General features: G+C 48.8%; 11 protein-coding genes. 5 read left to right on the top strand and 6 right to left on the bottom strand.

The features are described 5' to 3' along the window. Positions 1 to 39: 39 nt before the first annotated feature. Together VT06_RS09080 and VT06_RS18725 are read right to left on the bottom strand one after the other, a co-directional pair. Positions 40 to 1,788: a hypothetical protein gene (locus tag VT06_RS09080; protein ID WP_046553983.1), complete on the bottom strand. Its 1,749-nt coding sequence runs from the start codon at positions 1,786 to 1,788 to the stop codon at positions 40 to 42. 137 nt (positions 1,789 to 1,925) lie between these two features. Next, positions 1,926 to 2,048 (bottom strand): hypothetical protein, encoded by a 123-nt coding sequence (locus tag VT06_RS18725; protein ID WP_255353033.1) that lies wholly within the window; start codon positions 2,046 to 2,048, stop codon positions 1,926 to 1,928. A 127-nt stretch (positions 2,049 to 2,175) separates the two neighbouring features. Between VT06_RS18725 and VT06_RS09075 the strand changes: the two genes are divergently transcribed. From VT06_RS09075 to VT06_RS09055, 5 genes are all read left to right on the top strand, one after another. Next, positions 2,176 to 2,883 (top strand): DUF4386 domain-containing protein, encoded by a 708-nt coding sequence (locus VT06_RS09075; RefSeq protein ID WP_046553982.1) that lies wholly within the window; start codon positions 2,176 to 2,178, stop codon positions 2,881 to 2,883. Next, positions 2,880 to 3,431: a hypothetical protein gene (locus VT06_RS09070; RefSeq protein ID WP_046553981.1), complete on the top strand. Its 552-nt coding sequence runs from the start codon at positions 2,880 to 2,882 to the stop codon at positions 3,429 to 3,431. Before VT06_RS09075 ends, VT06_RS09070 begins: the two co-directional genes overlap by 4 nt. Positions 3,432 to 3,680: 249 nt before the next feature. Further along, on the top strand, positions 3,681 to 4,088 hold the full coding sequence (locus VT06_RS09065; RefSeq protein ID WP_046553980.1) for a BlaI/MecI/CopY family transcriptional regulator: 408 nt from the start codon (positions 3,681 to 3,683) through the stop codon (positions 4,086 to 4,088). Between the two features lie 2 nt (positions 4,089 to 4,090). Continuing rightward, the gene (locus VT06_RS09060; RefSeq protein ID WP_046553979.1) at positions 4,091 to 5,638 is read left to right on the top strand and encodes a M56 family metallopeptidase; all 1,548 of its coding nucleotides are present in this window, start codon (positions 4,091 to 4,093) and stop codon (positions 5,636 to 5,638) included. A gap of 117 nt (positions 5,639 to 5,755) precedes the next feature. Then, on the top strand, positions 5,756 to 6,997 hold the full coding sequence (locus VT06_RS09055; RefSeq protein ID WP_046553978.1) for a serine hydrolase: 1,242 nt from the start codon (positions 5,756 to 5,758) through the stop codon (positions 6,995 to 6,997). A gap of 93 nt (positions 6,998 to 7,090) precedes the next feature. On the opposite strand, the gene rraA is transcribed toward VT06_RS09055, so the two are convergent. The 4 genes from rraA to iadA all read right to left on the bottom strand — a co-directional run bounded on the left by rraA (position 7,091) and on the right by iadA (position 15,251). Beyond that, positions 7,091 to 7,573, bottom strand: coding sequence for a ribonuclease E activity regulator RraA (rraA, locus tag VT06_RS09050; RefSeq protein WP_046553977.1), 483 nt, complete (start codon positions 7,571 to 7,573; stop codon positions 7,091 to 7,093). A 201-nt stretch (positions 7,574 to 7,774) separates the two neighbouring features. Next, positions 7,775 to 9,187 carry an FAD-dependent oxidoreductase gene (locus VT06_RS09045; protein WP_046553976.1) on the bottom strand — a complete coding sequence of 471 codons (1,413 nt, stop codon included), beginning with the start codon at positions 9,185 to 9,187 and terminating at the stop codon, positions 7,775 to 7,777. Between the two features lie 9 nt (positions 9,188 to 9,196). Then, complete coding sequence (gene gltB / locus VT06_RS09040) at positions 9,197 to 13,672, bottom strand: glutamate synthase large subunit (RefSeq protein WP_046553975.1); 4,476 nt, start codon at positions 13,670 to 13,672, stop codon at positions 9,197 to 9,199. 397 nt (positions 13,673 to 14,069) lie between these two features. Next, the gene (iadA, locus tag VT06_RS09035) at positions 14,070 to 15,251 is read right to left on the bottom strand and encodes a beta-aspartyl-peptidase (protein ID WP_046554063.1); all 1,182 of its coding nucleotides are present in this window, start codon (positions 15,249 to 15,251) and stop codon (positions 14,070 to 14,072) included. Between the last annotated feature and the right edge of the window lie 3 nt (positions 15,252 to 15,254).

Raw genomic sequence — 15,254 nt, 5'->3', positions numbered from 1 at the left:
TTTAAATTTAAATTACGCCAAACAGGCTGGAGCGTTAATTTAACCTGCTGCTTTTGTTGCCAGCCTTATATAGGGGCTGATCTTTGGTGGGACAGTTATACAGGCAATTTCAGCTTCTGATTGCTTGTTTTTGTTCTTTAATACAACCTTGCCGCCATTTGTGCACGTTTCGTGGAATAACTGGTACGCCGCTATACCTTGCTTGTGTATGTCAAAATCGTCAACGTACTGGATTTCCATGTTCTTTTCGAAGGCTTTACACGATGGTATCGGGTACGTTTTTACGTGGTCGTCAGCTTTGCTAAAGCTTATTGATTTACAGTGCATCCGCATAAGGCTAGCAATAACTTGCTGGCCCCAATGCTGGGTTATCGCTGTTGGATGATCTTCTAATAATGACGCTTCTGATAATGACACCGCTATAGCGGTTTGCTGAAACCAGGATGCCAGCTCGGCCTGATTATCCAAATCAGTATCGTGGCTAAATCTGGCGAATGCTTCTGATAAGTTATCTGAGCCGGTTAACAGCGTTAACTGATTAAAATAGTCTTGTTGATTGTAGGTTCTGCTTGTGGCATTGGATTTGAATATTGCTTTCCAGACATCAAACACAGATTTTTCTGGTGCTGTTGTTTGTATGGCAACATGGCTGGCTAATGCCATGGCGGCACCACAGTTGTAGTAATTGCGATATCGCCATAAGCTGGCGGACTGCTCCAGCGACTCTGCGCCTTTGTTTAAGACACAGCTGTTAGCGGCTTCTTCGAATTGTTGCAGCATTTGTGGATGATTGATAAGGCCAAATTCCAGCATAGCCAAATTGGCAAAAGCATCCGCGCCTCCCTCGTGTAACCAGGCGTGATTTTGCTCTGCAAAGGAAAACATCTGGCCGTTCCAGAAATGGGCAGCCTCATGCGCTAAGAAGAAAAATAGTGTGTTGAACTGCTCTTCGTTTTCTTCACTCCAGCGCTTGCCGTTTATCGTCAGTTGCACCAGACCATCTAAGGTACCACCACTGTAATTAGCATAGTCGCCGCTAAGCTGGTCGAAATTAAAAAACACCACCGGTTTAAAATTTAACGCCTGGCCGGTTTTTTCCTGATAAAAGTTAAACAGCTTTGGAAAGTACTGCTGAGTGTGAGCCCATACCCATGGTGGCAGTTTGGGATCAACAATAGCGAGCATATTAGCGGTTTCAATGGGCGCTATAGTGCCAAAGTAAATGTAAGTACCCTCGTTTTCTAAAGTCCACTGCGCGTGATCTTTGTAGTGCTGTCCAAGAAATACAATGTTTTGCCCGGGGGCATAAAAGTGGAATTGGGTGCCAGCAAAAGAGGCGCCAATTGGGCTTATCGCTGTGTCATCAATAATGTTAGCGCCCAGCGCCAGATGATTGGTATAGAGCAGCGAACTGCCATCGGTATATTTTATATTGTGGGTATAGTCTTTCTGGATAAAGTCATAGTAAGAATTAAAGCTCAGTTCAAGTGAGGTGAACTTGCTGCCGTCTATGCTTTTTATCAGCAACACATCGCCCGCTTTATCCCAGACAAATTTTGCCGGGTCAATTTGGTATAGGTCACGCCGGTCAAAATTACTGTTGCGGCTAAAAGCGACATGATCCACCGCTATCGGCAATTGATAGATAACCTGCCATTGGTTCTCTTTTTGCGGGTAATGCACATGAATGTGCAGGGTAAAATCGTTTTCCTCAGCACTCACCTGAAACACGAAAATGTGCAGTAACACGGTAATCAGTAGATAAAGTCCGTTAATCCGACAGCGCATGTTAGAAAATCTCTTTTAGATGGTACTTTTTTATAAGTGACTTATTATAAATAGAGCAGTAAAAATGCCAAGCATAAATTTTCAGACGTAGTGATAAATGAATACCATAGGGCAGGTCGGCAATATGCTATGTAAACTCAAACCAGCAGCTGCTTAGTCGCCACCAATACGCCATTATTATCGGCATAAGCAAACTGGCCGGGGATAAAGTCTACCCCGGCGAAGGTGACTGTTAGGTTGATATCACCCAAGTCACGCAAATATTTCCACAAACATAAGTTGTAACAATAGCCCTGTAGGCAAAACCCGTTTTTCGGTGCAGTATCATGTTGCCAGATAGCTGCTGTGGCAGCGTCAAATTATGTCATTAACAAGCATAGGTATAACATGAGTTCAGTTAGTGCTGTGGTGTCACAGAGCTATGTGCGTTTTGCTGGCTGCTGTTATTTGTTAATTATTGGTTTAGGTTTGTTTTCTGAAACACAAGTGCGTGGCAGCCTGGTTGTTGCCGGCGATGCTATTGCAACTGCAGCGCAAATTGGCGCTGCAGATACGTTTTGGCGTAGCGGCATTGTGGCCGATCTTTGCATGCATCTGCTCGACATCCCGATAATTGTGCTGTTTTATCTGCTATTTAAGCAGGTTAATGTTGCCCTTAATTTAACGGCTACAGCGTTTAACCTGATCCAAACCGCGGTGCTAGTGGCAAATAAACTGTGTCTGGTGCTGCCGCTACTGCTGTTAAGTGGCGCGGCGTATTTAAGCGCGTTTTCGCCGGAGCAGCTAAGCGCGCTGTCGTACACGGCAATACAACTACATAATTATGGTTTTGCCATCGGTTTGCTATTTTTCGCGCTGGCCTGCGTTATCCGTGGCTATCTGATTATTAAATCAGCTTATTTCCCTAGGTTGCTGGGCGCTCTGCTAGCACTGGCCGGCGTATGTTATCTGGTTAACAGCCTGGCACTGTTGCTGGCACCCGGCATCGCAGCCTTACTGTTTCCCGCCATTATGCTGCCGGTATTAATTGCCGAGCTGTCGTTAAGTCTGTGGATGATAGTTAAGGGTGCGAATATGGAGCAGGGACGCAAATGAGTATTCAACCGCGGTTCCCGTTGTGGCTGCCAGTAGCCGGTTTGTTATTGGCTATCGTGCATCTTAGTGTTGAACATGTCAGCGGCGGTATAAAAAGCCATCACCTGCTTAATAGTGCCGACTTGCCGGAAATTTCAAATTGGTTTGAGCTGATTACATTGCCGCTGCTCGCGGTGATGCTGGGCTTAAGTTGCCGCAACCAAACGGCTGTGACAACACGGTGGGCCGGTGTACCGGTTAATATGCTGCCAGCATTTTTCGGTGCCATGCTGTATGGCGCAGCAATAGCAATATCCTTTGCGCTGGGTGCAGCCGCTGTCACAGAAGCGGCATTCTTTGGTCTGTTTGGCTGCGCGTTATTGTTGCCAATATACCGAGTTCAGTTTATTACCGGTTTTGTACTGACAATGACCTTTACCTTTGGTGGCGTCCTGCCGCTAATCATAGCAGCCACGTTAGCGCTGCTTTCCTGGGTAAGCCGCTTTATCATTGCAACCGTTGTGGCATGGTGGCGTAAATACCATACCCAGCCAGCAAAAAAGCTATAAAGGGATTCGGGGTCAGGTCTTGCCTTTTGCACCGGCTAGAACGGAAGAGACTTCCTACAGCAACTGCTTAGTCGCCACTAACACGCCATTGATATCGGCATAAACAAACTGGCCGGGGATAAAATCTATTCTATGATTCTGGCGCCGCAATAGCTGTTTTTTACTTGAAGTGTTAAAAACTAAACTATTAGTTGCAAGACGTTTACTGTTCAGTTAGATTTAAAACTAATTCTTTAGTAGGTGTTAGGTATGGTCAGGAAAAAATCAACCGAGCTAACCAGTGCTGAGCAAAAAGTTATGCAGGTGTTGTGGCAGCATGGTCCTTGTTCTGTGAAAACCATTACGGCTGAATTGAACAAGCAAGCGGCATTAGCCTATACCACTGTACAAACGTTATGTCGTATTTTGCTCGATAAAGGCCATGTGCAATGTGAAAAGCAGGGTAAAGCCTTTATTTATCAGGCAATCACTGTGCAACAGGAGGCGCGTACCCAGGCTCTGACCGTTTTACTAAAGCGTTTTTTCGCTGGGTCACCTACCTTGCTGGCACAGCATTTACTGGAGCAGCCACTGCCCGCAGAGCTGCAGCAGGAATTGCAGGCACAAATTGATGCGCAGGCCAAGCATGCTGCGACTACGGAAAAGCAGGAGCGCTGAGCATGTATGAATTCAGCTGGTTGCTGTTTTATTTACTGCTCCACCTGGGGATTGCTGCGCTAACGGTACCCTGGCTGTATTGGCTTGGCAGAAGCCGGTGGCAACCTGCACCGCAACTTATGTTGCGTTGCTGGACCGGCCTTAGCGTACTGCTGTTTATCTTACCTTTGCTGATATTAACGCTTACATCTGAGGGCACCACTGAGTCGCAACGGCTTGGCAGTGACGTGGTTACATTACCCCTTCAGGCCGAACCTTCAGCACAATTGCCATTTTCTGAGCTCGCTACCGCTGAGGCTGCGACAGAAATAGCTCAACGCTGGGCGTTGACGCCGCAACTGTTTTATTTACTGTCGCCATCGGTGTGGTTACTTTTGTTATTGCCGTTAGTTTGTCTGGCGCAATGTTATCGTTTTTACCAAAGTTACCGGCTCAGCCACCGGTTATGGGAGCAGGCGCAGCCGGTGTTCCGGCCAGCTGCTGCAACCGGTTACCCTGAGCTATATCAGCACCCGGCAATCAGCAGCGCGATGTTGCTTGGCTTGCGTCGTCCCAGGATTTTGTTACCCAGCCAATGGCTGAATAGCTTATCTGCAGAGCAACTACAGCATGTCATTGAGCATGAAAGGATGCACTGGCAGCGTCGTGATCTAATGGCTTTTTACTTACAGCAGCTGGCAGGGATCGTCTGCTGCTGCAGTCCGCTGTGGCGGATGTTGACCCGCCAGTTAAACAGTTATCGGGAATTAAGCTGCGATGCTGCCGTAATTGCGGGTTTAAGCCAGCCTTATCGTTATGCTCAGACATTGCTCGATTGTAATATGAAAATTGTCACCGCTCAGCCGGCAATACTGGCAATGCCCTGGCAGCAACAGCCTTTGCTGGCGCGGCGGATCAGTACGGTATTACAGGGCTCCACTGGCAGAATAACGCCGGTGGCTGCTGCGATGCTTACCACGATAGCTGTGGTGCTGCTACTAACTTATAGCCTGACACAGCATTGGCAAATTGCCAAACTCCCCAAACAATATGGGCAAATAAAGCTAAGTCAGCTTGGGCCACTAGATCAGTTGACCCACAGTATAAAGCAGAACGATTTGCCAACCGTACAGCAGCTGATTAAAAAAGGGGATCTGCTAAATCAACCCATGCCGGGCGAGGGTACACCACTGATGGTGGCAGTACGTTATGAAAATACTGAAGTGATTAACCTTTTGCTGCAAGCGGGTGCTGATGTGAATGCCAGCAGCAGAGGCGATGGCAATGCGCTGATTATTGCAGTACAACGGCGCAACCTGACACTGGCTCAACAATTAATAGCGGCCGGTGCCGATGTCAATGCGGTGGTGCTGGCAGATGAAACCGCGCTGATCAATGCCAGTTTTATTGGCGATCTGCCAATGGTGCAATATCTGGTGAGTGTCGGTGCCAGAGTAAATCTGAAAGTTGAAGCACCGCTAATGGACGGCCGGGAACTACGATCCGCGCTCAGCCGGGCTTCCACCGAAGAGATCCGGACTTATCTGCAAGCACAGGGAGCCAGCCTCTGATGATTCGACGACAACCTTAACAACTTTCCACCCTATATCAATGTGATTACAGGTCTGTTTGAGGCTGGTGGCGAAACTTTGCCTGTAAAAAAAGAATATAAATTCGGAGCATAACCAATGAAAAAAATACTGTTAAGTGTACTGGGTCTGTTGTTAGTTGCCGGACTAGCGATAGTGGGGTACTGGTTTTCCGGATGGATGCCATTAGCTGTCGCGGTGCCCCAGCAAAACGAGGTGTATTCGCAACAGTTCAGACAGGCGGCTGAGCAAGCTATGGCAGAACTGGTTCTGGCACAGCAGGAGCAACAGTTTCCGGCAGTGACAGCCGCTGTCGCGTGGCGCGGCCAGCTTATTTGGGTCGGCGCAGTAGGTTACGCCAATCTGGCGACAGAGCAGGCAGTTAGTATTAACAGCCAGTTTCGGATTGGCAGTACCTCTAAAGCAGTTACTGCCACCAGCTTAGCCCGGGCGGTGGCGGCTGGCAGCATTGACCTGGATAGTCCGATCAGCCGCTATATGGCCGACTTACCTAATCCAGCCTGGCAAGATTTTACCTTGCGCCAACTTATGTCTCATACCGCAGGATTGCCGGGCTATCAGCAGAACACAGATAGAATGGGTGCTATCAGAACACTCTTGAAGCAACGTAACTATACCAATGTAGAACATGCACTTACTGTGTTTGATGGCAGTGAATTGTTATTTAGCCCGGGTGACGGCTTTCATTACAGCTCTTTTGATATCAATCTGGCCAGTGCCGTGTTGCAAAATGCCGTTAAACAGCCATTTTTGCAGTATCTGGCGGGATCAGTCAGTACACCATTACAATTAACTTCGTTGTCAGCAGACTATGCCGACCAGTTTTTACCCAACAGAGTTAGCTTTTATCACACCCATGATGGTTACGCTAAACAACACTGGCAGGTGAATTTAAGCCAGAGATGGGCAGGTGGTGGCTTAGTGGCAAGCTCTGCTGATTTAGCAAGATTAGGCTCTGCCTGGTTTAACCCGGAGTTTATTCCTACCGCTTTACAGCAGGAGTTCTGGACACCGCAGATCTTGAATAACGGTGAGGTAAATGAGCAACTTTATGCCCTGGGCTGGCGTCATTTCTCCCAGGATCACCTGTTTTGCGATAAAGAAAATCGACTGAGTCATGCCGTGAGTTTTGTGCACCATGGCGGCGTGTCTGATGGTGCGCAAAGTTGGTTAGTACTTTACCCAGACTTACAATTAGTGGTGGCAATGAACACCAATACGGTGAAGGAAAATTACTGTGATTTTGCCGGCCAGGCTGCCCGGATTACCCGGCCTTTTTTGCAGAAAATAGCACCTGAGTGGCTACCGCCGCAACCTTAGCCGCGCGTAGAAACTGTGCTGACACAGATAAACTGTGACTACAGTAGCTCAGGGTAATTTCTCGCTTTTAACTGTGCTATTCAGGCGTGGGCTCTAAACCAGCTGCTTCGTCGCCACCAACACGCCATTATTATCGGCATAAACAAACTGGCCGGGGATAAAGTCTACTCCGGCAAACGTCACAGTTAGGTCGATATCGCCTAAGTCACGCTTGTCGGTTTTCATTGGGTGAATACCCAGTGCCTGCACGCCAAGCGGGGTTTGGCGTATTTCGTCAATATCCCGAATACAGCCATTGATAATAATGCCTTCCCAGCCATTTGTTGCGGCTTGTTCGGCCAGCATATCGCCCAGTAGCGCATGGCGTTTTGAGCCGCCACCGTCTACTACCAGTACCTTGCCCTGGCCGGGTGTGGCGACCAGTTGTTTTACTTTGGAGTTATCTTCAAAGCATTTTATCGTAACAATTTGCCCGCCAAAGCTTTGCGTGCCACCGTAGTTTTGAAAAATGGGTTCAGCCACCCGAATGCAGTCAGCATGGGCGTCGCAGAGATCGGGTAGGGTGAAGTGGGGCATGGTGTTAGTCCTTGTAAGCTCAGCATGGTGTTCTGCGCATGGCTCGAACCGGTTTGCCCACGCCAACACGCCGTGAACCCATCCCTGGGGACTCATCTCCGCCCGTCCGGGGCGTAGACGGTTGGCTTAGGGCAAACCTAATCTCGCTGATCAACAACAGCTTGGTGGTTGGCCACTGCACGTAGCCAACCTTTTCAGCCTTTATACTTTTAAGTAATCCAACATACCTTCAGCAGCTTTGCGGCCCTGGGCAATGGCGGTTACAACCAAGTCAGAGCCGGACACCATATCACCACCGGCAAAGATTTTTTGCTGGTTGGTTTGCAGCGCAAACGGGCTTTGTTCTGACGCCACCACCCGGCCTTTATTGTCCAATGCCACGCCCATATCAATTAACCATTGTGGCGGGCTTGGCTGAAAGCCGAAAGCAATAATTACCGCATCGGCAAAAAGTATCTGCTCCGAGCCCGCAATGGGCTCTGCACTGCGACGGCCTTTGGCATCAGGCGCACTGAGCAAGGTGCTTACCACTTTAACGCCACACACCTTACCCGCACTATCTATTTCAATGCTCAGTGGTTGTAAGTTAAATAAAAATTCTACCCCTTCTTCGCGGGCATTTTGCACCTCTTTACGTGAGCCTGGCATATTGGCTTCGTCACGCCGGTAAGCACAGCTCACTTTAACTGCGCCCTGGCGAATTGACGTACGTAAACAGTCCATTGCCGTGTCGCCACCGCCTAGTACCAGTACGGTTTTATCTTGTAAGCTAACAAAAGGATGCTCGGTTTGCCAGCCCATCAGGTTATTAATATTACCAATTAAAAACGGCAGTGCTTCATATACCCCTGGCGCTTCTTCATTAACCAGACCGCCTCTCATTGGTGTGTAAGTGCCAAGCGCTAAAAATACCGCATCGTATTCATCTAACAGGCTGTCGAAGCTAACATCGACCCCGACATTGGTATTTAACCGAAACTCAATACCCATGCCTTCGAAAATTTCACGCCGACGACTTAATACCTCTTTTTCTAGTTTAAATGGCGGAATGCCGAATGTGAGCAGGCCACCAATTTGTGGATAGCGGTCAAACACCACCGGCGATACGCCATTGCGGATCAGCACGTCGGCACAGGCTAAGCCAGCCGGGCCGGCACCAATTACCGCGACACGGCGGTCGGTTTTAATCACTGCCGATAAATCAGGCCGCCAGCCCATTTCAAAGGCTTTGTCGTTAATGTACTTTTCAATACTGCCGATGGTTACTGCGCCAAAGCCTTCATCCAGCGTGCAGGCACCCTCGCACAAGCGGTCTTGCGGGCAGACCCGGCCACACACCTCTGGCAGGCTGTTGGTTTTATGCGACAGCTCGGCTGCCTCAATAATTTTGCCTTCGTTGGCCAGCTTTAACCACTGTGGAATATAGTTGTGCACCGGGCACTTCCATTCACAGTAAGGGTTGCCGCAATCCAGACAGCGGTCGGCCTGGCCTTCCACCTGAGTGTTGGTCATGGGTTGATAAATTTCTACGAACTCAATAGTGCGTTCGCTGTGAGAGCGTTTTGGCGGATCAATCCGTTTTACGTCGATAAACTGATATACATTCTGTGCCATAACTCTTCCTTACATCGCCTGAACCCGCAACTCGGCAGAAGAGCGAGCGCGGTGTCCAAGCAAGGTGTTTACATCGCTGGTTTTGGGTTTAACCAGCTTAAATTTGCTTAAATAATCGTTGAAGTTAGACAGGATGCGCTGTGCTTTATCGCTGCCGGTTGCTTCGACATGTTGGTGTAACAGGCTACGCAGGTGTTCTTGCAAAATTGGCGTGCTGACATCCAGTGCTTCAATCAGCTCAGGGTTAAGCCGCAGGTTTAAGTCGTTTTGCTCGTCAAACAGGTAAGCAAAGCCACCGGTCATGCCGGCGCCAAAGTTAACCCCGGTGCAACCTAGCACCACCACCACGCCGCCGGTCATATATTCGCAGCAGTTATCGCCGGTGCCTTCTACTACCGCTAAGGCCCCCGAATTACGCACGGCAAAGCGTTCGCCAGCCTGGCCGGCTGCATAAAAACGGCCGCCGGTAGCGCCGTATAAACAGGTGTTGCCGGCAATGGCAAAGCCGTTTTTGGCGAAGCTGGCACCTTTGGCCGGGAAAATAGCAATTTGGCCGCCAGTCATGCCTTTACCTACATAATCATTGGCATCGCCTTGCAAGGATAAATGCAGGCCGCCGGCATTCCAGACGCCAAAGCTTTGGCCGGCGGTGCCGTTAAAACGCAAGCGGATTGGGTCGGTGGCCATGCCCTGATTGCCATGCTGACGGGCAATAAAGCCTGACAGTGTTGCACCGACCGAGCGGTCAGTGTTACGAATGGCCAGGTTAAGCTGGCCACCGGTTTTATGCAGCACCATGTGCTGACAGCGCTCGAGTAACTGCTGGTTTAATGCGCCCGGGTCAAACGGTGTGTTGTTTTTAACACAGAAAAGTGGCTTATCTGAGGTTACGCCGCTCGCTAGTAAAATGGGGCTTAAATCAAGTTTGGCCTGTTTTTGGGTTTCACTGGCTTTGGGCGTTAATAAGTCAGTGCGGCCAATTAACTGGGTAAGCTCACTTACACCGAGCTGGGCCATTAGCTCACGTACTTCAACAGCAAGAAACGTAAAGTAATTCATTACCATTTCCGGCAGACCGGTAAAATGATCGCGGCGCAGGGTTTCATCCTGAGTGGCCACACCGGTAGCACAGTTATTTAAATGGCAAATACGCAGGAATTTACAGCCAAGTGCCACCATAGGCCCGGTGCCAAAACCAAAGCTCTCGGCGCCTAAAATAGCGGCTTTTACCACGTCGAGGCCGGTTTTTAAGCCGCCATCTACCTGTAAACGCACCCGGTCACGCAGGCCGTTTTCAACTAGCGCCTGATGCACTTCAGCCAGGCCAAGCTCCCACGGGCTGCCGGCATATTTTACGGAGGTAAGCGGGCTGGCGCCGGTACCGCCATCGTAGCCAGACACGGTAATTAAATCGGCATAGGCTTTGGCCACGCCGGTAGCAATGGTACCGATGCCAGGCTCTGATACCAGTTTTACTGAAATGAGTGCCTGAGGGTTAACCTGTTTTAAATCGAAAATCAGCTGGGCTAAATCTTCAATAGAGTAAATATCATGATGCGGTGGCGGCGATATTAACGTTACTCCGGGCACCGAATAGCGTAACCGGGCAATTTCAGCAGTTACTTTTTCGCCGGGTAACTGACCCCCTTCGCCTGGCTTGGCACCCTGAGCGACCTTAATCTGAATAACTTCAGCATTCACTAAGTAATGCGGGGTAACGCCAAAGCGACCTGAGGCAACTTGTTTTATTTTCGAGTTTTTCTCGGTGCCAAAACGGCGGGGATCTTCGCCGCCTTCGCCTGAGTTAGAGCGCCCGCCTAAGCGGTTCATGGCAATGGCTAAGGCTTCATGTGCTTCCGGGCTTAGCGCACCAATAGACATCGCCGCACTGTCAAAGCGCGGATATAAGTTTTCGGCCGCTTCAACTTGGTCCAGCGCAATGCTGTTGTTAACAGCACCGGTATTGCTGGTCAGTTGCAATAAGTCTCGCAGGTGGGCTACCGGGCGCTGATTAACATGGTTGCTGTAAAGCAGATAATCTTCGTACTTGCCCGAGCGCACGGCCTTTTGCAAGCTGGTTACCACATCAGGGTTATAAGCATGGTACTCGCCGTCGTGCACATATTTAAGCAAGCCACCGTGGTTCATTGGCTTGCGTTTTAACCAGGCGATATTGGCCAGCTGTTGCACGTCTTGTTCAAAGTCGATAAAACCGGCACCACTAATACGAGAGGGCAAGTCGGGAAAACACAGCTGCATTACCTCTTTATTAATGCCAACCGCTTCAAACAGACAAGAGCAGCGATAACTGGCTACAGTTGAAATGCCCATTTTTGACATTATTTTCAGCAGGCCCTTATTAATGCCTTTGCGGTAATTTAATACCGCCTGGCGCGCGCTTAAATTAAGTGTGCCTTTTTCAACCAGTTGCTCTACTGTCTCATAAGCTAAAAACGGATAAATACCGGTTGCGCCTAAGCCAATTAACACGGCAAAATGGTGTGAATCGCGGGCACTGGCGGTTTCAATAATAATATTTGAATCGCAGCGTAGCTGGGCATTAACCAGTGCGGTTTGTACTGCGCCTACCGCCATAGCGGCAGGAATAGGAATAAACCCCTGGGCTATCTGCCGATCAGTTAAAATAACTAACACCACATTACCATCACGTACTGCATTAACTACTGCAGTTGCCAGCTGGTGGGTGGCTTGCTCTAAATTTTGCTGCTGTGGGTCAAAATTAAGTGAGAATACTTGGTTCTTGTAATATTTTTCGTCGGCCTGGCGCAGCTGCTTTAAGTCGGAATACATCATTATTGGCGATTCAAACTGAATGCGCCGCGCATAACCGGCGGTTTCTTTAAAGACATTATGTTCCCGGCCAATACTGGTGGCCAGCGACATAACATGTGCTTCACGCAGCGGATCAATAGGCGGGTTAGTTACCTGCGCAAATTGTTGGCGAAAGTAATCAGACAGGTTGCGGGGCTTGCGAGAGAGCACGGCCATTGGCGTATCGTCACCCATTGACCCTACCGCTTCCTGGCCATCTTTAGCCAGCACCGTCATTACCTGCTCAATTTCTTCATAGCTGTAATTAAAGAGCTTGTGATACACCTGCATGGTGTCGTCGTCAAAGACCCTTTTACCAATCAGGTCGGTTTCGTATTGCTCGTAAGGCACCAGTCGTTGCACGTTGTCGTTTAGCCAACTGCGGTAAGTATGGCGCTGCATTAAATCGGCATCAATTTCATCCGAGCGCCAGATTTTACCGCTGGTGGTATCTACTGCCAGCATTTCACCGGGGCCCACCCGGCCTTTTTCGACCACTTCATCCGGCGTGTAATCCCAAATGCCTACTTCTGAGGCCAGGGTAATCAGCTTGTCGCGGGTAATAACAAAGCGGGCCGGGCGCAAACCGTTTCGATCCAGGTTACAGGCAACATGCTTGCCGTTGGTCATTACTATGCCGGCCGGTCCGTCCCACGGCTCCATATGCATGGAGTTAAACTCATAAAATGCTTTTAAGTTATCGTCCATTACGCGGTTACCTTGCCAGGCTGGTGGCACTAATAAACGCATAGCACGAAATAAATCCATACCACCGGCCAGTAATAATTCTAACTGGTTATCTAAGGAACTGGAGTCGGAGCCGGTTTGGCCAACAAAAGGCGCAGCGTCTTGTAAATCGGGTAAAAGTGGTGAGGCGAATTTGTATTGGCGTGCTCGTGCCCACTGGCGGTTACCGGTAATGGTGTTAATTTCACCATTGTGCGCTAAATAACGAAAGGGCTGGGCTAATGGCCAGCGCGGCATGGTATTGGTAGAAAAACGTTGGTGAAACACACAAATGGCGGTTTCCATCCGAATATCGGCCAAGTCAGTGTAATAGCGCGGTAAATCGGCTGGCATCATCAGGCCTTTAAACACCGTAACCAAGGACGAGAAACTCGGAATATAAAAATCGGTATCGGCAGCTAATTGCTGCTCTACCCGGCGCCTTACCATATAAAGCCGACGCTCTAAGTCATGATCGCCCCAGCCGTGTGGCGCGTTAACAATAACTTGTTCAATATGGGGCATTGAATCCAGTGCCAGTGGGCCGAGTACACTGCTGTCTACCGGCACGTTGCGCCACACCACCAGGCTTAGTGTTTCACGGGCAATTTCTTTGTTAATTATGGCTTTTGCCAGCGCCGCTTTTTCCGGATCCTGGCTTAAGAAAATCATACCAACGCCGTATTTTTTTGCCAGGTTCCAGCCGTTTTCTTCAGCAATGGCCCGAAAAAAGCTGTCAGGTTTTTGCATTAATAAGCCGCAGCCATCACCTGTTTTACCGTCGGCAGAAATACCGCCGCGGTGCTGCATTCGATCTAAGCCATTAATCGCTGTTCTGACAATACGATGGCTGGCGGCACCTTCTAAATGTGCTATCAAGCCAAAGCCACAATTTTCCCGCGCCTGACTGTGGTGATACAACGCCATGACTTACCTCCAAACTTGCATTGCAAATCAATAATTATCTACAAAAGATGAATTGTTATTCTATTTGTAGCGGTGTGTCACTACTGAAAGAAAGTAACGACTATTCTTTCAGAGGTTAATGCGTTGTAGTGTATTTGCACTAATAAGCTAATTGCCCTAAACCCATCATACAGAATAGGTATACTAATAAATATTATAAAAAGCAAGTGGTGTTTATCCGTCTGGCCGTCTGTATTAATTCGAAAATGTTGGTCTGTAAGTGAAAATAAATTACATGAATTGGCGATATTTCCGCCATCAATAGCAGTTTGGCATAAAAAAAAGCTGCCAAAGCAGCTTTTAAAATTGGGCGTAACTTATTATTTTTTATATATTTATGCTAAATCATTTTTGGGGCTTAGCGTTCAAACATGCCCTTTACTGTGGCTTTGCCTTCGACAACCAGTTGTTTACCCATAGCAAACACCTGATTTATAGTTAAATCATCACGGTTAAGTAACACTAAGTCGGCATCTAAGCCTGGTTGTAACCGGCCTTTTTGGCCCAGCTTTAAAATGGCTGCAGGGGCGGCGGTAATGGCGCAAATACTGTCGGTAATACTCACCTTATGCGTTAAAATTGCGTCACGTGCTGCCTGATACAGGCTACTGACCTGGCCTACTTGCAGCCCCAGCAGTTCGCCGTTGTTACTGTAAATGGGCAGGCTGGCGTTGCCGTCAGAGCTTAGCGTTAATTGCATTGGGCTTATTCCGGCTTGCAAGGCCTGCGCTAAAGCGGCGGCGGCGGCTACTTCGCCATGCGCTAAATCATATTCAGTAGTACTGGTAGTAAAATCAATGATACCGCCTTGTTTTGCATGGGCCAGGCCCGCTTTAAATACCGCGCCATTCCGGTTCATATGTGTCGGGTAGAACTGTTTTAAACTAAGCTCTGTGCCTGCTACTGCATCATATATCGGTTGCAAGATACGTTCGCCGGTACCCATATGCACACTGACAATACCGGCTTTGCCAGACAAAATTCCGCCCACTTTAGCCGCTGCGGCGACTTTGCGAATTTCATCGCTGGTGGGCTGAGATGAACGATGGTCACTAATAGCAATTTCGCCAACGCCAATAAATTTATCAATCAGGATAATATCATCAGTAATACTACCAGTCAGAGTGCGGCAGGGCACCTGATAAGAGCCGGTATGACAATAGGTAGTAATACCTTCTATTTGCAAAGCATGCGCTTTTGCTAACAAATTGGTTAGGGTGCGGGTGGTGGCATCGGTACCAAGCACACCAATTGCGGTGGTTACGCCACCAAGCGTGGCATCGGTAAGTTGCATTTCCGGGGTGCGGGTAGCAAAGCCACCCTCGCCACCGCCGCCAATAAAATGCACCAGCGAGTCAACAAAGCCGGGCACGGCGATACTACCATTACCATCAATGACAGTAAGCGGTAAGTCGCTGCTGCCAGTAGTAAACTGCTGACCAATAGCAATAATTTTATTGCCGGCAATAACAATGTCTTGTTTTCCCAGTGGCTGCGGTGCAAACACCTCGACATTTTTAATAACAAAAATTGTGCTCAAAAT

Origin of the sequence: Arsukibacterium sp. MJ3 (genome assembly GCF_000987765.1) — a bacterium.
In the GTDB taxonomy this organism is placed as follows: domain Bacteria; phylum Pseudomonadota; class Gammaproteobacteria; order Enterobacterales; family Alteromonadaceae; genus Alishewanella.
This window is presented reverse-complemented; position numbering and strand designations above follow the sequence as displayed.